The sequence below is a fragment of the Dysgonomonas mossii DSM 22836 genome, from assembly GCF_000213575.1.
Taxonomy (GTDB): Bacteria; Bacteroidota; Bacteroidia; order Bacteroidales; family Dysgonomonadaceae; genus Dysgonomonas; species Dysgonomonas mossii.
Genome location: NZ_GL892014.1, coordinates 1 through 17940, shown reverse-complemented (window position 1 = coordinate 17940; position 17940 = coordinate 1). Strand labels below are relative to the sequence as shown.

Here is a 17940-nt window from a genome sequence, read left to right as displayed (position 1 = left end):
TATAAATTGAAAAGGAAATGAGAGTTTTTAAATTTAAAGCAAAAAGAAGAGACAACAAAGAATGGGTTTACGGCGATTTAATACATGGCGTTGGTTCAAAACAAGGGTTAATGTATATTCTTCCTAGAACCAATATTTATCCCAGCGGGTGTAGTGATCTTGATGGATGGAACGTTATACCCGATACTATTTGCAGGCTATTGCACATATCGGATGACGGCACAGAGCATTACGAAGGCGATATTTATGAGCACGAAGCGTACAAAGGAGATGTTGTTCTATTGGTTTATGATAGTTCTATCCTTAGCGTAATAGGTCAGATTTATTCAAAAGGATCAAACAGTATGAATGTTTCTTTATCTGCATGGGAAATTGATAACCGATGTAAAAAGATAGGTAATTCAGAAGATGATCTATCACTTCTAATGGGTTAACGGCTATTTATTTTTAAAAGATAAGTTGAAGAAAAAGTAAAAGAAGATGGAACAAAAATACCCAATATCAAAAAAAGCATTCAAGATAGATCTCGAAAAAATAGAGGAGGGATATTTGTATTCAGATGTGTTCTTTCATGCAGATTCTATAAATAAGGCTAAATCAGCACTTCTGATAAAAGCCACTCAATTTTATGATATGCAATTGAGGGGATGTGTTGATCTTTCATATATCAACATTCCTATAATTCGAGCCAAAGAATATGACCTTTACTTATTCGAGGGTAAAGAATTATTCGATTCTCAAATAGAGAACGAGTTAAGCGGGCGGCAAAGGAGCCAAGACCTTGATTCTATATTAGCAAATCAGGATATAACTTATTGCTATCTAAAAAAATGAGAATATTACAGACCTAATTCATGCGGATATACCAATAAAAGGAGTGAAGCGGGGATATACCCAAAGAAAGACGCTGTTTCGCATGCTAGATCATGCAGAGAGTTAGATATTATCCCTATTGATATACACGAGCACAATCTTATGATTCTAGGTAGAATCGAAGATTTAAGAACAAGAATAATAGATATAGACTGACAGACTACTAAATAGGTCTCAAAGACACTCTATAACAGGGTGTCTTTTCCTTTTTATACCTACTCACAAACAGAAACAAAACTGTTTATTCCCCGACCTTAAATTACTTCTCCCTCAATTCGTTCCTAAGTAATTTTATACTACAAAGATTACGAACGAAAATAAATAAAAATGAAAGAAAAACTATTAGTAGCACTGAAAACGAAGTATAAAACCTTTGGGTTTGGTGATAAGGCGTTTGACGGGGTGGCTGACTACCTTTCTAAAACCGTCACAGAAGAAAGTGCAATCGAAACCGCTATTAGTGGGGTCGAAGGTCTTTTAAAAGCATTTCAGGGAGATATTGACACAGTACGAAACGAGAAATCGGGTCTACAGAAACAATTAGACGAACTGAAAGCAAAGGGTACTGAGAATAAAGATGATCCGACAAAACAAGATCCACCTAAAGATGTCCCAGAATGGCAAAAAGCTATTGAAGGTCTTACGGCAACTGTTCAAACGCTTGCTTCAACAGTAGGAGCTCAACAGGCAGAAAAAACACATGCTACATTATCTCAAAAGCTTACAAGCATCCTGTCTGAAAAGAAAGTGCCTGAATGGTACTCTTCTGATATTTTAGACGGTAGAACTTTCAAAGACGAAGCAGAAGTAGATGCATGGGCTGAAAAAATCGGCACTAAATGGGGAGAGCGTAATCAGGAGCTTGCAAACAACGGATTCAAAGAAACAGTACCTCCATCCAGCGGTAGCGAGAACGTAAAAGAGTCAGAGCTTATCGCAGGGATGATAAACACAGGAACTAAACAAATTGTAGAACAACAAAAACAAAATTAATTATGCCAGCAGGAGTTAGTTATAACCTGAACGCTGAACCGGTAATCGAGGAACTTTGCCGTTTTGAAACAGTCTTCCGTCATTCGGGAGGTTTCAACTTGGACGATTCTTCTTTAACAGATGGATATATTGTTCCGGTATTAGCACCCATAGCAGTGGATTTCACCACTCGCAAAGTAAAGGTTGTTAAGAATGCTACTATTGTTGAAGCTGCTAATGCATCAGCCACATCGTATAAGATTGCTAAAAACTCTCTTATTGCAGTAGGTATGTATTTAGGAACAGGAGCAAAAGGAGCAGAAGTAACAGCCATTGATAAGACAAACGCAAGTTATGATCTTGTGACAGTAGCAGCCACAATCGGTGCAGCCGTTACAGTCGGTCAGGTTTTGTTTGAAGCAACAGCAGTAGGAGGAACAACCCCTAAGAATGTAGCCAACAAACTTAATTATGCGAGAACTAAAGTAGAAAGCGGAGCAACAGTAACAGCCGTTGGACGTGCTTATGAGGTAATAGAAAGTAAGCTTAAACTTCCTATCTCTGACAAGGATAAAGCTTCTCTAGGTGATAATTTTATGTTTCAACCCTAATAAATTATAAGCTATGCAATTGACATTAGATAAATTATTCAACGATGCAAATATCGTAAAAGCGATAATTGACAGGGTAATGCAAACAAAGCTAGACACTATCTATTGGAAGCGTTATCTTGACTTTGAGCAAACAATGTCACGCACATTCAAGACTTATCTTGGAACTGTGACAGGTGTAACAGCAGGATCAATCATTGACAGGAACTCGAACAAACCGCTTCGTGAACGCCGGTCTATAGGACAAGGTTACGGAGAAGTTGCTTATTTAGGAGACCGTTATCAGATGGATAACGACCGACTAGATCAGCTTAAATCTTTGATTGATAAATACAATCAGGCTAAAACAGCCGATCAAATAGCTGCGCTGAATGCTATTATTGATTATATCACAGACGATTTGAGACAAGTACTTCTTGCGCCTCACAAACGTATGGATTTGGTTGTAGGTTCTTTGAGATCAACAGGTAAAGCAGAGGTGAAGCTTGCAGATAATCCGCAAGGAATTGAGCTTCTTGATATTGAATTGCCGGTTAAGTACTACACACCATTAGTAGGCGATCAGGATAAGTTTATTACTTACCTGAAAACATTGATCGAATCACTTCGGGCAACTATTGGCGCATTCTCAGTTATCGAGATGTCAAGATCTACATTCAATAAATATATCATCGGTGCTGCCGAGTTTGGAACAAACTATAAGATGATATTCGGTAGCGCAGAACTAGCATCGGCAGGAGGTCTTATGACTGACGCTATGGCAAATCAGCTGTTCACTGGTATAGGATTGCCACCTGTACGCATAGTTGAAGAATATGTAGCTACAACTGACGGGGGTTCTGTTTCAACATTTGCAGACAAGCGTGTAACACTATTGCAAGCTGATAAGATCGGTAAGATGATGTGGCATGAGCCATACGAAGCAAGCGATCCTATACCGGGTAAAGTTTATACTCGCTCTGAGGGTGGTATGTATATATCACAGGTTAGAACCGAAGAAGGTCGTTTCATGGAGTATGGAGCCGAATGGATACCAAACATCGCTGCACCTCATAAGATTGTAAACTTAGATTTGGTTAACTTCTCATAAATATTTCTACTATGAAAGTAAAAGTATTAAAGGGTTTTACTGATAAGTTCGATTTTTCAAAGGAATACAAACCGGGTGAGGTTATTGATATTTCTGATAAAGCAAGGATTCAAGACCTTACAGAAAGAGGATTAATAGAACTCGAAGTAAAAGAGGATCCTAAAGAAGAAGTAGTAGAAGACAAGAAGGCAACTAAGAAAGTATCCAAATGATAATAAAGGATTACATAACAAGCAAATTTCAGCCTTACGGAGTGAATATCTCAGAGGCTGATCTTGCTGATCTTGATCTTATGGGTATTGATGTAGGTTTAGAATTTTCAAATGAAAATCGAAATTCGGTGTATCTTGGATTAATTAGATATATCATACCTCAATTACTTCTTAGAGCAAAATCAATATCTGAAAGTGGGTTCTCTGTATCATTTGATACAAAAGACATACTTCAATATTATGCTTGGCTATGTAAAGAACTTGGAATTAAAGATGAACTTAATCAAAAACCATCTGTAAGATTTTTGTAATGTATTTCAAACCTCATAAACTGTATATCCACAAATCGACACCATCTTATCAAGATGAAAACGGAGATTGGCAAGAAGGCACTGAAACTGTAGAATATTTATGCGATTGCTTTTTGCATGATGCAAGTACAGATATAAAGAAAGCTTATGCCGGAACAGGGATAATACCAACACATACAGTCAATTTAGATCGTAGAGACGATTTAGGAATAGGCGTGACGGTTACAGTTAAAGAGGGAGAACTTGTCAGAGCAAAATCACAGATCGTAGATTTAAAAAGGCTTAGTGCTTTGAATTATACTCAAATAATATTAGGTAGTAAATGATAGCAACAAACGACATAAAAACTATTCTGATTGACAATGTTAAATCTAATGCTGTTTTAGGATTAATTCCTGAAATAGTAAAGGATCAACATTTGCCAGTGAAAGAAGGCTCTGTTAAAGAGAGAATAGTCGTTATCGTTAATGCTACTGATAATAGTGATTGGCAGCAAACGTATGCAAGAGTATGTGTTTATGTACCTAAGAAATATTTGAATGATTTAGGTTCATATATGCCTGATACATCAAGATTAAGAATTTTAGAAAGGGTATGCACTGAGTTATTCTACAAACGGACATTCGTAGAGTTCGAAGGGAAAACCATCTATTACAGATTGGAGGATATTGTTCAAGAAGATGATCCTGAAACATGGAGTAACTTTTTAAACGTAAGATTAAAAGTAACAAATCAAAATTTTAAATTATAAAGATTATGGCAAGTATTTCAAGAATAGGAATTTCAGCTATTTATCATAGTAATGATCTATTGACAGCAGCAACCGCACCAGTAGCAGGAGACCCGACAAAAGGTCTTACCCCTGCAGAATTAAAGGCATTTTTGGCAGATGAGAATACAAAAACAGTTCCAAACGTGCATCAAGACACATGGAATTATGACGAAGCAGAAGATACAACAAACTTCTATACAGATCAGCTAACAGGCGAAGTGTATAGGGGTGGTACAACCGCTAAAGGAGCAAAAGTAATCACATTTACAGTTGGTAAGTTTGATTTTACAAATATTGCTGACTTTAAGGGAGGAACAGCCGGGGCTGATAAATACGGTGCACCATCTACAAAACAAAACATTTACAAGTCTGTGGTTGCATTGACAGAAGACGGCGTGTATATCGTATTCCCTAAAGCATTTATTCAGGCAAGAGATTCAACCGTGGATAATGCAATAGGCATGTTGGTTACGGCTACAGCTATGGTTCCGGATACAGCGATAGAAGGGTTCGTTCAGATTCGCAAATCAGCCGTTGACGCAGCAGTCATAGGATAAGAAAATAATTATGTATAACCAAAAGGGCAGGCGGTGTTTACTGCTTGCCCTTTTTCGATAAAAATAATATGAACGAAGCAGCTAAACTAGTATCTGAGGCACTTTTAGGATTAGACTATAAGACCATATTCATAGGGGGTAAGGCTTATGAGGTAAAAGCACCAACTATTAAGACTATGTGTCTAGGTCTTAGTGAATGGGCTAAGATAGATTTTAATTTAAAAGACCAAACAAACCTATCATTAGTCACCCAGATACCTGAAATATCAAAACATCAGCTAAGAGGAATAAGCAGATTTATAGAAAGTGATATTCAATTATCAGATAAGATATACAACGAATGGATAAATAAAGATCCTAGCGTTTCGCAAGATGAAATAGATATTGCAATAGATACCATATTAAGCCTTATAGACAAGGAAAAGGTTTTTCGAAGTGCGCAAGGGTGCTTGAGCGCAGCAAAAATAATAGCAAGACCACTATAATAGGTGGTGATACAATGATGGGGCAAATATCCTCATTCATGGATAGTTTACACCTTTCATACAAAGAAGTTTTCGAGTTGATACCATACCGAAACTTAGTTATGATGCAAGCAGATAAACAACGAGAAGCAACAGGGGATATAATAATCCGAAAAAGCAGCGATGAGCTATTCGGGAATAATATAAAAGGATGATAAAGATAGATGTAGACCTAAGCGGAATTGATGATGTGTTTAAGGAAATTGAAGCGCAAGAAAGGAAACTTATCTTAAAAATGATGCGTATAGGTGAGGCTTATGTAATTGAGGCAAGACGACATAAAGGGCAAAATAGTGTGCCTAAAGATTATATGGACCATACAGAAAATTTAAGAAACGCAAATTCTTATAGACTGTATAAAGAGGGCAAAGTTCTATACGAGAGTATAGGGTTACCGACTATGAGCTATTTCTTAGATAAATACAGAGATGGTGTAGGAATAGAGCTTGTGTGCGGTAATGGAATGGAGTATTGTACATGGGTGGAAGGTAAAGGTTATGATGTGGTAAGTAGCGGATTTTTAAAAGTAGAATCAGAAGCAAGAAAAATATAAAATTATGGCAGGATCAGCAATAAACATAAAGGCGAACGCCCAAGAGGTTATTAACTTAAAAAGAAGAATAGACGAATTAAGGGCTTCTCTTGCAGGTATGAAAAGAGAAAGCGACCCAAAAGCTTATGATCGTCTCAATAACGAGTTGTTCTACACAACAAAAAGAGTTAATGAACTTCAATTAAATATACAGAAATATACATCTCAGCAAAATATAGCCAATCAAGCGACTCAGACAACAACGTCGGGTTTAGGTGCATTAAATACTGGCATTGCTAAGATCGGAGGGGTTATATTAGCTGTTGGAGCTGCAATAGCTAAACTAACATCTGTTGCTATGGAGTTCGCAGCACAGGGTATTGCAATGGCAACACAAGCGCAAGGAGTCAAAAGGGCGTTCGATGGATTAAATGATCCAACATTATTAGATGGATTAAGAAAATCGACAAAAGGAACAATTAATGATCTTGAATTGATGAAAGCAGCAGTTCAAGCTCAAAACTTTGGCATTCCTGTTCAAAAACTTGGTGGACTTCTACAGTTTGCACAACAAAGAGCAGCAGATACAGGGCAAAGCGTAGATTATTTAGTAGATTCTATTGTAACAGGACTTGGAAGAAAATCAATAAAAATACTTGATAACCTACAAATTAATGTGGCAGAGTTACAGAAAAGAGCTAAAAAAACAGGCGATTTTATGGGAACTGCCATAGATATGATAAATGAAAAACTAAAAGAGCAGGGAAATTATGTGTTATCGGCAGCCGATAAAGAACAGATTGCAGCAGCTAAGAGAGAGAATGCACAACTAAAAGTAGGCAATGCCTTGCTTGGAATAAGGGTTATATGGAATGAGATAGTTGCTAGTGCGTTCGATTCTATAGGTGCTTTAGCTGAAAGATACTTGCCGTTACTCGTTAAAAGAATAGAAGTAGTAGTAAATAAATTTATTTATTGGTATAATACTTCTGAAACATTGAGAGCTGCTATAGGTGGCGTATATGTCATATTTACTGCTGTATTTGCAAATATTAAAAAAGATGTAAAAATAGCCATTGATGCTATGGGTGCATTTGCAGATGTTATGAGTAATATTGGTTCTCCTGCTAAAGCATTAGAAGCGTATAATAATTTTATTAAAAACTTCGCTCAAAATACAGCGCAAGCAACATTAGAGGTTTCAAAATCAATAAATGAAGCTAAACAGTTAGCCGGTAAAAAGATGGGACATGTATCATTGGAATATACAATAGGCTCATCAAAATATACACCGGGGTTAGAAAATACGAAAGAAGAAGATCCTAAAGGAGAAAAGAGAGCTCAAAGGATGCGAGATGCAGCATTGAAACTACTTAATCTTCAAGCCGAACTCGATAGCGAATCAGCAAAACAACAACTTGAGTACGAGCAAAAAATGTTGGATATTGAGGATGATAGTTTTGATAAAAGATATAGGCAAAATCAGTTGAATATGGCAAAAGAACTTATATCAATTAAAGAGTTCCGCCAAAAGATGATAAAAGATCAGCAAGAAGCAGCCAAGAATATTTATATAAAAAATAATGGTACAGATACCGGGTTTAATTTTGCAACTTTTGATAAAACGCTATTGCCAAAAGAATTGAGCGATGCATATATTCAAGAGCAAATAAATAAAAAGACAAATATATCATTTGCTATTTTATTAAAAGCCAACAAAGATACTTTAAAGGAGTTAACAGACAAATATCAATCTTATGCAGATCAAAGACTCGATATAGAAAAGAAGTTCAACAAGGACATTGATACCCTTATAAAATTAAGGGAAAAGGCTCAAGAGAAAGGAGATAAAGAAGCAGTAAATAAACTTAATAGATCCATTGCAAAAGCGACAACTGATAAGGGAAAAGATCTTATATCATTCGACTTTGAGCGCATGAAAGAGGCTCCAGAATATATCAGAGCATTCGAAGATCTGGGAACAACATCAACAGAAACGCTTAATTCTCTTCTTGGTCAATTTGAAAAATTCAAAGAAGAGGCTGCAAAAACATTATCGCCGAAAGACCTTCGAGAATATACAGCTACCATACAATCTATAGCCGATGAGCTTTCTAATCGTGACCTATACGGATCTCTTATAAAACAGAAAGATGAAGCTGTAAAAGCCAATCAACGATTAATAAAAGCCGAAAATGATTTAAGACTGGTTAAATTAGGTATTGGTGATCCACTATTAACGGAAGAAGAAGCAATAAAGAGGGTAAATAAAGCCAAAGATGAATATTATAATAAAAACAAAAAGGTTTTAGATACTCAAAAGAAAATAAGAGATCAAGTATCTGCATTAGCTAAAGAGATGTCCGGTCTTGGAAATGCACTTGGTGGCACATCAGGCGAAATAATTTCATTTATCGGGGATATTACATCATTCTACACTACTGCAAGCGAAGGTATAGAAAAAGTTGCGCAGACCGGTGCACAAGCTATTTCTGTTGTAGAAAAAGCATCTGTCATACTTACTATTATCTCTACCGCTATCCAGTTGATGAAACAGCTTAATTCTATCCTTCCTGATGCTTTCAGTCAATACGAAAAGTATGATGAGAAGATAGAAAGAATAAACGATATGCGTGATGCTGTCAATGAATATGAAATTGCAGTATTAAAAGCTCGTCAAGCTGAAAACTCATGGTTTGGAAACGATAGCCTTCGAAACCTAAAGGACTATAAAGAACTTCAAACTAAGATATTCGAGTCATATAGAGATAAGATGCTCGAAGAACAGGCTATTTATGAAAATAAAGGTTCGGGAGGTTGGCTTACAAATACATTTAAATCTGCTGTTAGTTGGGTTAGTAAGATAACATTCGGATTCGACTTGCTAAATAAAAAGTACAAAGAAGGTACTACTGCGGCTGTAAATAATCTAAGGATCGAGACAAGAAAAAAGAGTAGCGGTTTTCTTGGTTCCGGGATCGGCGGTAAATCTCAAAAAACAGAAGATCTGCAAACATGGATTAATAACAACAAAGATCTATTTAAAAAAGGTTTAGATACTCAATTGTTTGGTGCTGATGGTATGCTCAATCAAGAACTAGCAGGTGTCATACTCGAAAAATACGGAGATAAATTAGTAGGGCAGACAAAAGAGACTTTAGAAGAATTAAAGACACTTACAGAGCAATATAATGAATTTAGAGCACAACTAAGAGAATATGTAAATTCCTTGTATGAGCCGTTAGTTGATAATATGGTTAGCTCTATATGGGATTGGTTTGATGAAGGGAAAAACGCTTTAGATAGCTTTAAAGATTATGCGAAAGAAACATTTAGGGATATAGTGTCCGATATGATAAAAACTATATTACTGAAAGATGTTTTTAAAGACTTCAAAGATAATATAGCAAAACTTTATGAAGAATACTCTAAAGGGAATTTAACCGAGGCTCAATTATCCGAAGCAGTAGCTAAAGAAACTAATTCTGTAATGGATAGGTATAAAACACAACTCCCTGCAATACAAGGCATGGTAGATTCTATAAACCAAAATATAAAAGATGCTACAGGGATAGATTTAAAGAATACCGATAAGTCAAAAGGATCATCTCAAACTCCATCGTCTGGTTATTCAGTTTCTATGTCACAAGATACAGGAGATAAACTTGTAGGTATAGAAACAGGTTCGCAAATGCGCCTTATATCACTAGATCAAAACGTCGCACGTATAGCGCAATGGAATCAGCCTGTAAGCGAGAAGTTTAATTTTGATACTATCGCTATGCCTCTGGGTGTACTTAGCCAATCATCGCTAAGAATAGAACGCATGATGGAAGAAAACAGGAATATAGCTATCAATTCTTATTATGAATTAAAGGATATAAATAAGAACACTAAGGAGTTGTATGCTATTAGAGATGGTATAGAAGGTATAAAGAGAAATACTGACGAAATGTAAAAATAAATACTTTCAAAACTGTTTATCTGCTAATATCAATTTAATAGGCTAGGGATGTAGTATACTTTACATTTGAAGTACGAAAACAAACATCCGATACTTGCAGCCATCGGTATAAAAATATAAAGAAAGGCATTGAATTTAGGTGTAGGCTGCAACCTTGGACATCTTTATTCTTTGCCTTTCTTTTTTAAAACAATATTATGATTACAATAGGTAACGATCTTACAATTTTCAATGCATGGGGCGAACCTAAAGTGCGCCTAGATATTCCTAACGATTTCAAGCAGGCTAATGAATTAATGTCAGAACATTATGTTCAGTTCACATTTCCGCTAACAATAAAATATGACTTTGTACGTGCTGATTATATAGACTATAAGGGTATAAGATATGCCATACGCACCGACTGTCAGCCAACAGAAAGCGGATTTCAGAATTACAAGTATGAACCAAAGTTTGAAGCCCCTGAAATGTTCTGGCAGGATTTTATTTGTTGGTATATTTATCAAGGATTGAAAGAGGCTGAATGGACGCTAATGGAGCATGCCGGAACATTCTTACAGATAGGTTGTGATAATATAAACGCATACACCGGTGAAACATGGACCGTAGGAGTTGTAGAGCCTACCGATATGCAGAATCTTACATTCAGTTCTCAGAATGTTTTCGATTTTCTTACAGACGTTGCAGAAGCGTTTAATTGCGAATGGTATTTAGACTATGAAGCTAAAACAATAAACTTAGTGTATAGCTATTCAAAAGGCGAACTGATGGAGCTAAGGCGAGAAATAGAATTGATAGACATTACACGCTCAAATGAAAACAGTGACGAATATTGTACACGTATGTATGCTTTTGGTGGGACTCGAAATATACCATCAAACTACAGAAGTACAGGAAGCAGTGAAGTTGTGGACGCTATTGTACAAAAACGCTTAAGACTCCCAATTTCCAACGGAGACTATATAGACGCTTTCCCGAATATGACAGGGAATAAGATTATTGAGAAAGTATTTACATTTGATTATATATATCCGAAGCGTACAGGAACGATTACAGCACTTAGAACGGCAACCGTAAAAAATGATGATGGTATAGAAATGACGGTATTTTATTTCAAGGATAGTGGTTTGAACTTCAATTCTGAATATATATTACCGGGGCTAACTTTATCGCTTCAATTTGGCGAAAACAGCTTCCTATCAGGTCGTGATTTTGAACTAGCTTTCCACAATACAGAAGAGCACGGACAAGAATTTGAAATAATAAACAATCAGGATAACCCAGATTTAATTATACCGAATGACTTACTATGTCCACGTGTAGGTGACTTCTATGTGCTTTATAACTTCAATATATCTTTAGTTGGCGATCAGTATGTGGGAGAAGCAGAACAGGAACTATTAACAGAGGCACAAGCGAAAATGGCAAGCCTTCAAGAAGAAAACGCTACTTATACATGTATGGCTAATCCTTTTAGGGTTGCTGCTTATGGGTTAGATATGGGTTTAGGGCAAAGCGTAAAACTTAAAAGTTTGATCTTTAACGGAGGCGAAAAAGTGTCTCGTATTCGTGGATTTACTAAATACCCTGTGTCTTGTAAAGATGAATACTTAGTCGGAGAAAAGCCTCGTTATAGCCGTAGAAAAGCATTAGAAGCCAAAGTAGACAGCAACAAGAAAGAGGCTGATGTGAATTATTTAGAGGCTATGAGAGCATCTAACAATAACACACGAAGCATTAGAGGTATGAATTACTTGCGTACTGCTTTACAGAATGAAACAACGATAGATGGAGGTCTTATATTGACTACATTAATTCAAATGGGATTAATGCAGGGTGATGTTTGGGTAAATACAGCAGGCGTAAACGGTGTAAAGCAGAATGATGATGATATTGCGTTCTGGGGTGGAGGAACTTTACAACAAGCCATAAACTTGGTCGAAAACCCAGAAGCTACAGATGATGTTGCAGGATTTGCGGTTACTCATGGCGGGCGTGTCATAATGGGGCAGGCAGTTATGAGAGGGAAAGTAACAAGTTCAGATACCAACGGAAATAAGATAGTTTTTGACGCTGAAAATAAATCCATTGAAATGTTTGCAAGATTTAGAGGTTCAAGTATCTCTATTGCAAAATTAGAATGGATAAATTCAACGGATTCAACAAATGACATTATTTCTACTAAGTTGACACTTGGAGACATGTACACCGACAAAGTTTCAGGTGTAATAAACGGCGACTTAATGAGCCAATGTGTAATTACACCTAAAGGGATAACATTTAAACCTCTTTTAGGTGATCCAACTTTGATAATTAATAGTGAAATACCAACTAGTTCCGATTTTGAACCAATAGGTACGGTATGGAGCAATAACGGTAACTTAGAAATAGTTGAGTAGATTATTGAGGGTATTGTGCCGGATCTGTTTTATCCGTTATCGCAATACCCTTTATTCCGCTAGGCAGAACAAATTTATTTAGTTTATTTTCATAAACTATAAAAGATATATCAGCTCTTATTGCAGCTACATAATCAGAATAATCAAAAAATACATATATCTCTTTAATAGATGAATTAGCTATTCTAATCTCATTTGATATTTCTCCTTTATTTATATTTCCTAAATCAGCAATCTTCTTATACCTTCCATCAGTTAGATAACCAATAACGACATTCGGTAAATCAACGGAAGATTTATTCTCTAGCGTAAAGCTTGTATAATCCTGCATAGGTTCGTTCTCATCGCTTGAGCAAGAAATAAAAAAAGGCAATAGCATGAAAAGCAATATGTATTTTTTCATTATAGTATTAATTTATTATTCTAATCTTCTAAAAAAATAAGATCGTCTTTAGAAAATCTATTTTCAAATATTCCTGATTCTGAATAACACACATATTTATCTGTATCATTGTCATACAATTTCGCAATAAGTGTTTTACCTGAAACTTTATGTATTACCGATTTATTTATAATGATATCATCATTTGTATTATAGGTTTCTGATTTATTTATATATTCATTTCTTATTTCTCGAATATCGTTTGTCATACCCCAAAGCTTAAAAAACAATATAATTTGAAGAATACCGAATACAATAATAACGATACCTATAAATAAATAAAATCCTTCCATATTTATATTATTAAGTGAGTTTATTTTACAACATCTTTCTTTTTTTATCCTCAAATTCCTGTTCGGTTATGATACCATCTTGTTTGAGTTGGTATAGCTTGCGTATATCTTCAATATAATCACCTCTATGATTGTTATTTTGGTTCGCTGCCATATACTGTTTATTATACTTCATATCAAATTCTTTGTCGCTCATTGATATTAATATAATACCTTCAATTAAAGAAATTATAGCTATTATTATACCTGCTATACCTAACGTAAATACTGTTATAAGAAGATATAAAACCCCTTGCCCGCCTTTACCTAAATAGAATTTATGAATACCTAGACAACCTAAGAATATTGCTAATAATGCTGCTACTGTCTTATTTTTCATACAATAAGATTTAAGTTAATCCACAAAACTACAAATTAACTTTTATTATCCTCTATTTCAGCCAATAATTTTTTAATGTCGTCTAGGGAATTTATTTCGTAAGATTTATTATCAATCTTTATAATTCCACTTATACCTTTTGGCTCAAACAGCTCAGTTATATTAACATCTAATGCATTTGCAATATTATCCAATGTTGATATTGTAGGATTTCCTTTTTCGCTTAACGATTTCGACAATCCAACCTCTGTAATATTGAGTCTATCAGCTAAGTCTTTTTGTGTAATACCCTTTTCTCTCAATATGTCCTTAACTCTTAGTTTAATCATATGTAAATTGTTATTTAGTTATTAATTAAACTACAAATATATTAAAAACTAAATAATAAAACTATATATATAATTATTTAATATTTATTAACTAAATAAACATCTACAATATTAAACATATAGTTATATTTGCATTGTGATTATACAACTAAAGTTTAATTAATTATGACACGTTACAACAAAAGCAGGATATTTAAGGCAGCATGGTCGATCAAAAGAAGAAACGCAAGCGTATCATTTTCTGAATGTCTTTCTATTGCATGGCAAAGAGCTAAATGTGATGTATTAGAAGCTCGCAGAGAAGCTAACAGAAAACCTGTTGATACTTCTATTTATTCTTTTAATGCAAGTAACAATGTAGGTATAGAAAGCTATTACGCTAACCGTGCATATTCGGGGGATTGATTATGAAAAAAGATATATCATTCACAGAACTAGATCAACTGTCTACAGATCATTTACAGGATATGTTATCTACCAACTTGACACACGAGAACCGCAAGCGTATAGCTTACGAAATACGGATAAGAAATATAGAGCTTCCGAAATAATGGAAATGAAATAATAATAATTTATATAATATGAAATACGTTAAGATTAAAAACAAGGGACATATTGATGCTAGGGCACTTACATTAGTAGGTGTATCATCAAAACGAGATGATAGTACTAAAATAGGTCGTTTTGGTAGCGGTAATAAATATGCTCTAGCCTATTTATTACGGAATAAATACATTGTAAAAATATTTGCAGGAAAAGAAGAAATATTTATCGAAACTAAACAGGAAGAGTTTAGAGGTCATATATTTAATCGTATTTATGTTAATGGTGAACAATCATCTATTACCACTGAGATGGGTGTTGATTGGCAGTTCTGGCAAGCTGTTAGGGAATTATATTGCAATGCTATTGATGAAGGGGAAGCTTCAATAGAATGCGTTAACGATATTATCCCTGCAGAAGGAGAAACTCATGTATATTTTGATATAAAAACGGATGTGATGGACTTCTTCTCTAATTTTGATAATTATTTTGCAGAAAACAAAGAGATATTATTTGAAGGAAAATATGGTAGAATACTAAAAAAGACAGGTTCTAAAGCAAATATTTATAGAAAAGGAATTCGTTGTCATGAAACAAATTTAAATAGTTCTTTTGATTATGATTTCCATGACATATCTATTGATGAGAATCGTCTTATAAAATACTCATGGGAAGTATCCGAGTATCTTTGGAGATTGATATTTAGTTGTACAAATAAAGAAGTATTTAGACAGATTTTAATTGATTCTAATAATCCTAATAATATAGAATCTAATATAGGTGATTATATTACTATAAATAGTAGCTACTTATCTTGTGAGGCAGAGGAAGTTATAAGGAATATAAATGTAGCTCCACAAGGATTTGCTGGTCTGCTTAAACCAGATGAGGTTCATCAATTTGCAATAGTTCCTACTAAAGTATATACGGCAATTCGAGGTAAATTAGGACATGAACAAGTAGGCGATAGATTTGATATGAGTAGAAACGGATCAGTTTATCGTATTATACACCCTGATAGTCTAGCATTGCAGACTATAAAAGAAGCGAATGAATTTCTTAAAGAGTGCGGGTTTGTCATTCCTTATAATATAAAAGTAGCAGTATTTGATAATAAAAAAGTATTTGGAACTATAAGAGGAGATGATATTATATTATCAGATGTAGGATTAACTAGGGGTATAAATGAAACAGTAAATACTATTCTTGAAGAATTTATTCACATAAAATATGGAGTAGAAGACGAAACTCGTAGTTTTCAAACTGCTATTATTACTGAGTTTATTGAATATATGAAACGTAAAAATGCTTATTCAATATAAATAATAATCAAACCACTCAAATACTATTTATCCAAAGCCTACTAATCACATGGTAGGCTTTTTTCATGCCTGTATCTTTAAATCAAAAACATGAAGATAGTACAAAATAAGTTGATACCGCCGAAAGGATTTATAGCTATTACGTTGTTTGGGGTTGTGTTTGCAAGAAAAGAGCTTAACGAAACTAGCAAGAACCACGAAGCAATACACGTCAAGCAAGGGAACGAAATGCTTTGGGTATTCTTTTACTTATGGTATTGTATAGAGTGGTTAATAAGGCTTATTCAGTACCGGGATAAGATGTTAGCATACTATAATATTTCATTCGAACGTGAAGCGTATATCAATCAATTAGATGATGAATATTTAATCAAAAGGAAGCTGTTTTCGTGGATTAAATACTTATAAGCAAACAAAATAGATACTGTTTACTCGTAAAAGCATATTAGGGTAATAGGTTTTTAAGCTATAAGTAACTTTAAAATAAAAAAATAATGACAGGCGAATTATTTATAAATGACAAAGACGCATGGTCTACATGGAATGTCAAGTTAGCGGATAACTCTTATGAAAATCTGCTTTCTCCTTATCCTATGAAGTCATATATAGAGAATGAGTCTCGTTCTCAAGACGGCAAACAAGTTTTCATAACTAACCCAAAGAAAAACAGCAGGCAAATTATATTGATTTTTGACATTACTTGTTCAACACGAAGCGAATATTTGACAAAGTACAAAGACTTCAAGAGTGAGATAAGTAACGGACAAATTAAGCTTTCTGTGACATCAATAGATGAAACATACTACTTGTACATGGAAGACCCGCAAAGCCTTGATATGGGTATAGGATTTACAGATGGGAAAGTGGCTATTCGATTTACTGAACCTTTGGGCGAAACGATAACTTATGATGTACTGGTTACAGAGAACAATGAGCTTTTATTAACTGATAACAACGAAACTATTATAGTTTGAAATGGCAGATAATATAAATATAAACGGCATACAACCATCTCAATTACCTACAGAGGATTCGCCAGCAGGGTTTGAAGCAATAGGGTATAAATCAGGAAGGACATCTAAAGTATCTCTTGATACATTAGCTACAAAAAACGAATTGCAAGATGCAGTATCAGGAACAAACCTTCTAGGATCAAAAGCTAATGTAGCTACCATAAAATCAGAGGTAACAACACCAAAGAAAGGTGATACATACAAAGCAACTGATACAGGTCATTACTGGAAATACAATGATGTAATTTCAGAAACAAACCCTTATGATCCTAACAAGTGGGTTGATATAGGCATTGTTATACCTTCTGACGTAATGCTAGCAGGCGGTACAACCAAGACAGGGGCGCAACTTGATACTGAATTTACGCAAAATGGCATTAAACTACAATACGGAACAAATAGGCTTAACCCAAACTATTCAGACGGATTTAACAAAGGCTTAGATACGAACGGAAATATAATAACTAGTCCAGGGTGGTATGTAACACCACTTATTAGATGGGACGGTGAAACATCATTGCTTTGTCAAAGATATCGTTTAAGCTGCCAATATGATGCATCAGGAAAGTTTGTGGCGGGTAGCTACAATATTACTTCATCGGGAAGCACAGAGCTTAATATTACCGTGAACAAGGCAAGTGGAGCGGTATATATGCGTATGATGCTGCCTATGACGAATAAAGACATATCAATGATCGTCACAGGCACGGTAATGCCTTCTCCGTATGTTCCATTCAAACAGGTTGTGAGTACTGATTTAAACGGTGGTACAACGGAATTTATACCAAATATATCGATTGAT

At 34.9% G+C, this 17940-nt stretch carries 25 protein-coding genes; 21 read left to right on the top strand and 4 right to left on the bottom strand.

Going from position 1 to position 17940, the window contains the following annotated elements:
• Positions 1-17 precede the first annotated feature (17 nt).
• The 15 genes from HMPREF9456_RS16385 to HMPREF9456_RS16320 all read left to right on the top strand — a co-directional run bounded on the left by HMPREF9456_RS16385 (position 18) and on the right by HMPREF9456_RS16320 (position 12817).
• Positions 18-434, top strand: a complete 417-nt coding sequence (locus HMPREF9456_RS16385) for a hypothetical protein (protein ID WP_006844690.1) — start codon at positions 18-20, stop codon at positions 432-434.
• A 46-nt stretch (positions 435-480) separates the two neighbouring features.
• Complete coding sequence (locus HMPREF9456_RS16380; RefSeq protein ID WP_006844689.1) at positions 481-834, top strand: hypothetical protein; 354 nt, start codon at positions 481-483, stop codon at positions 832-834.
• Between the two features lie 366 nt (positions 835-1200).
• Positions 1201-1866: a hypothetical protein gene (locus tag HMPREF9456_RS16375; protein ID WP_006844688.1), complete on the top strand. Its 666-nt coding sequence runs from the start codon at positions 1201-1203 to the stop codon at positions 1864-1866.
• A gap of 2 nt (positions 1867-1868) precedes the next feature.
• Entirely contained in the window at positions 1869-2456 is a 588-nt protein-coding gene (locus HMPREF9456_RS16370) for a head fiber protein (RefSeq protein ID WP_006844687.1), read from the top strand.
• 13 nt (positions 2457-2469) lie between these two features.
• Complete coding sequence (locus tag HMPREF9456_RS16365) at positions 2470-3546, top strand: TrbJ/VirB5 family protein (RefSeq protein ID WP_006844686.1); 1077 nt, start codon at positions 2470-2472, stop codon at positions 3544-3546.
• 11 nt (positions 3547-3557) lie between these two features.
• The gene (locus HMPREF9456_RS16360; protein ID WP_006844685.1) at positions 3558-3758 is read left to right on the top strand and encodes a hypothetical protein; all 201 of its coding nucleotides are present in this window, start codon (positions 3558-3560) and stop codon (positions 3756-3758) included.
• On the top strand, positions 3755-4069 hold the full coding sequence (locus tag HMPREF9456_RS16355) for a DUF6706 family protein (protein ID WP_006844684.1): 315 nt from the start codon (positions 3755-3757) through the stop codon (positions 4067-4069). The genes HMPREF9456_RS16360 and HMPREF9456_RS16355 overlap by 4 nt, the downstream gene beginning before the upstream one ends.
• Positions 4069-4395 carry a hypothetical protein gene (locus HMPREF9456_RS16350; RefSeq protein ID WP_006844683.1) on the top strand — a complete coding sequence of 109 codons (327 nt, stop codon included), beginning with the start codon at positions 4069-4071 and terminating at the stop codon, positions 4393-4395. Before HMPREF9456_RS16355 ends, HMPREF9456_RS16350 begins: the two co-directional genes overlap by 1 nt.
• A complete protein-coding gene (locus HMPREF9456_RS16345) occupies positions 4392-4820 on the top strand; it encodes a hypothetical protein (protein WP_006844682.1) in 429 nt (142 codons plus the stop codon). Before HMPREF9456_RS16350 ends, HMPREF9456_RS16345 begins: the two co-directional genes overlap by 4 nt.
• 5 nt (positions 4821-4825) lie before the next feature.
• Positions 4826-5398 carry a hypothetical protein gene (locus HMPREF9456_RS16340; protein WP_006844681.1) on the top strand — a complete coding sequence of 191 codons (573 nt, stop codon included), beginning with the start codon at positions 4826-4828 and terminating at the stop codon, positions 5396-5398.
• Between the two features lie 68 nt (positions 5399-5466).
• Positions 5467-5883, top strand: a complete 417-nt coding sequence (locus HMPREF9456_RS16335; RefSeq protein ID WP_006844680.1) for a hypothetical protein — start codon at positions 5467-5469, stop codon at positions 5881-5883.
• A gap of 38 nt (positions 5884-5921) precedes the next feature.
• On the top strand, positions 5922-6077 hold the full coding sequence (locus tag HMPREF9456_RS17440) for a hypothetical protein (RefSeq protein ID WP_169312236.1): 156 nt from the start codon (positions 5922-5924) through the stop codon (positions 6075-6077).
• On the top strand, positions 6074-6475 hold the full coding sequence (locus HMPREF9456_RS16330) for a hypothetical protein (protein ID WP_006844679.1): 402 nt from the start codon (positions 6074-6076) through the stop codon (positions 6473-6475). Before HMPREF9456_RS17440 ends, HMPREF9456_RS16330 begins: the two co-directional genes overlap by 4 nt.
• 4 nt (positions 6476-6479) lie before the next feature.
• Entirely contained in the window at positions 6480-10412 is a 3933-nt protein-coding gene (locus HMPREF9456_RS16325; protein ID WP_006844678.1) for a phage tail family protein, read from the top strand.
• Between the two features lie 203 nt (positions 10413-10615).
• Positions 10616-12817 carry a hypothetical protein gene (locus HMPREF9456_RS16320; protein ID WP_006844677.1) on the top strand — a complete coding sequence of 734 codons (2202 nt, stop codon included), beginning with the start codon at positions 10616-10618 and terminating at the stop codon, positions 12815-12817.
• Between the two features lies 1 nt (position 12818).
• On the opposite strand, the gene HMPREF9456_RS16315 is transcribed toward HMPREF9456_RS16320, so the two are convergent.
• From HMPREF9456_RS16315 to HMPREF9456_RS16300, 4 genes are read right to left on the bottom strand one after another with little or no spacing between them, the layout of a single operon-like run.
• Entirely contained in the window at positions 12819-13220 is a 402-nt protein-coding gene (locus HMPREF9456_RS16315) for a hypothetical protein (protein WP_006844676.1), read from the bottom strand.
• Between the two features lie 20 nt (positions 13221-13240).
• A complete protein-coding gene (locus HMPREF9456_RS16310) occupies positions 13241-13552 on the bottom strand; it encodes a hypothetical protein (protein ID WP_006844675.1) in 312 nt (103 codons plus the stop codon).
• A gap of 25 nt (positions 13553-13577) precedes the next feature.
• A complete protein-coding gene (locus HMPREF9456_RS16305) occupies positions 13578-13931 on the bottom strand; it encodes an NINE protein (protein ID WP_006844674.1) in 354 nt (117 codons plus the stop codon).
• Between the two features lie 35 nt (positions 13932-13966).
• Complete coding sequence (locus tag HMPREF9456_RS16300) at positions 13967-14260, bottom strand: helix-turn-helix domain-containing protein (protein WP_006844673.1); 294 nt, start codon at positions 14258-14260, stop codon at positions 13967-13969.
• 165 nt (positions 14261-14425) lie between these two features.
• Here HMPREF9456_RS16300 and HMPREF9456_RS16295 point away from each other — a divergent pair, with 165 nt between their 5' ends.
• The 6 genes from HMPREF9456_RS16295 to HMPREF9456_RS16275 form a co-directional block, all read left to right on the top strand.
• Positions 14426-14665, top strand: a complete 240-nt coding sequence (locus HMPREF9456_RS16295; RefSeq protein ID WP_006844672.1) for a hypothetical protein — start codon at positions 14426-14428, stop codon at positions 14663-14665.
• A 2-nt stretch (positions 14666-14667) separates the two neighbouring features.
• Positions 14668-14811 (top strand): hypothetical protein, encoded by a 144-nt coding sequence (locus HMPREF9456_RS17310; protein WP_018075157.1) that lies wholly within the window; start codon positions 14668-14670, stop codon positions 14809-14811.
• A gap of 30 nt (positions 14812-14841) precedes the next feature.
• Complete coding sequence (locus tag HMPREF9456_RS16290; RefSeq protein ID WP_006844671.1) at positions 14842-16125, top strand: hypothetical protein; 1284 nt, start codon at positions 14842-14844, stop codon at positions 16123-16125.
• 90 nt (positions 16126-16215) lie between these two features.
• Complete coding sequence (locus tag HMPREF9456_RS16285) at positions 16216-16533, top strand: hypothetical protein (protein ID WP_006844670.1); 318 nt, start codon at positions 16216-16218, stop codon at positions 16531-16533.
• 86 nt (positions 16534-16619) lie between these two features.
• Positions 16620-17099, top strand: coding sequence for a hypothetical protein (locus tag HMPREF9456_RS16280; RefSeq protein WP_006844669.1), 480 nt, complete (start codon positions 16620-16622; stop codon positions 17097-17099).
• A gap of 1 nt (position 17100) precedes the next feature.
• A partial coding sequence (locus HMPREF9456_RS16275; protein ID WP_006844668.1) for a hypothetical protein occupies positions 17101-17940 on the top strand: 840 nt, incomplete at its 3' end.

Bases quoted from the DNA above. Each gene is read 5' to 3' on its own strand.
- HMPREF9456_RS16385 (WP_006844690.1), top strand. From the start codon at position 18: ATGAGAGTTTTTAAATTTAAAGCAAAAAGAAGAGACAACAAAGAATGG.
- HMPREF9456_RS16380 (WP_006844689.1), top strand. From the start codon at position 481: ATGGAACAAAAATACCCAATATCAAAAAAAGCATTCAAGATAGATCTC.
- HMPREF9456_RS16375 (WP_006844688.1), top strand. From the start codon at position 1,201: ATGAAAGAAAAACTATTAGTAGCACTGAAAACGAAGTATAAAACCTTT.
- HMPREF9456_RS16370 (WP_006844687.1), top strand. From the start codon at position 1,869: ATGCCAGCAGGAGTTAGTTATAACCTGAACGCTGAACCGGTAATCGAG.
- HMPREF9456_RS16365 (WP_006844686.1), top strand. From the start codon at position 2,470: ATGCAATTGACATTAGATAAATTATTCAACGATGCAAATATCGTAAAA.
- HMPREF9456_RS16360 (WP_006844685.1), top strand. From the start codon at position 3,558: ATGAAAGTAAAAGTATTAAAGGGTTTTACTGATAAGTTCGATTTTTCA.
- HMPREF9456_RS16355 (WP_006844684.1), top strand. From the start codon at position 3,755: ATGATAATAAAGGATTACATAACAAGCAAATTTCAGCCTTACGGAGTG.
- HMPREF9456_RS16350 (WP_006844683.1), top strand. From the start codon at position 4,069: ATGTATTTCAAACCTCATAAACTGTATATCCACAAATCGACACCATCT.
- HMPREF9456_RS16345 (WP_006844682.1), top strand. From the start codon at position 4,392: ATGATAGCAACAAACGACATAAAAACTATTCTGATTGACAATGTTAAA.
- HMPREF9456_RS16340 (WP_006844681.1), top strand. From the start codon at position 4,826: ATGGCAAGTATTTCAAGAATAGGAATTTCAGCTATTTATCATAGTAAT.
- HMPREF9456_RS16335 (WP_006844680.1), top strand. From the start codon at position 5,467: ATGAACGAAGCAGCTAAACTAGTATCTGAGGCACTTTTAGGATTAGAC.
- HMPREF9456_RS17440 (WP_169312236.1), top strand. From the start codon at position 5,922: ATGGATAGTTTACACCTTTCATACAAAGAAGTTTTCGAGTTGATACCA.
- HMPREF9456_RS16330 (WP_006844679.1), top strand. From the start codon at position 6,074: ATGATAAAGATAGATGTAGACCTAAGCGGAATTGATGATGTGTTTAAG.
- HMPREF9456_RS16325 (WP_006844678.1), top strand. From the start codon at position 6,480: ATGGCAGGATCAGCAATAAACATAAAGGCGAACGCCCAAGAGGTTATT.
- HMPREF9456_RS16320 (WP_006844677.1), top strand. From the start codon at position 10,616: ATGATTACAATAGGTAACGATCTTACAATTTTCAATGCATGGGGCGAA.
- HMPREF9456_RS16315 (WP_006844676.1), bottom strand. From the start codon at position 13,220: ATGAAAAAATACATATTGCTTTTCATGCTATTGCCTTTTTTTATTTCT.
- HMPREF9456_RS16310 (WP_006844675.1), bottom strand. From the start codon at position 13,552: ATGGAAGGATTTTATTTATTTATAGGTATCGTTATTATTGTATTCGGT.
- HMPREF9456_RS16305 (WP_006844674.1), bottom strand. From the start codon at position 13,931: ATGAAAAATAAGACAGTAGCAGCATTATTAGCAATATTCTTAGGTTGT.
- HMPREF9456_RS16300 (WP_006844673.1), bottom strand. From the start codon at position 14,260: ATGATTAAACTAAGAGTTAAGGACATATTGAGAGAAAAGGGTATTACA.
- HMPREF9456_RS16295 (WP_006844672.1), top strand. From the start codon at position 14,426: ATGACACGTTACAACAAAAGCAGGATATTTAAGGCAGCATGGTCGATC.
- HMPREF9456_RS17310 (WP_018075157.1), top strand. From the start codon at position 14,668: ATGAAAAAAGATATATCATTCACAGAACTAGATCAACTGTCTACAGAT.
- HMPREF9456_RS16290 (WP_006844671.1), top strand. From the start codon at position 14,842: ATGAAATACGTTAAGATTAAAAACAAGGGACATATTGATGCTAGGGCA.
- HMPREF9456_RS16285 (WP_006844670.1), top strand. From the start codon at position 16,216: ATGAAGATAGTACAAAATAAGTTGATACCGCCGAAAGGATTTATAGCT.
- HMPREF9456_RS16280 (WP_006844669.1), top strand. From the start codon at position 16,620: ATGACAGGCGAATTATTTATAAATGACAAAGACGCATGGTCTACATGG.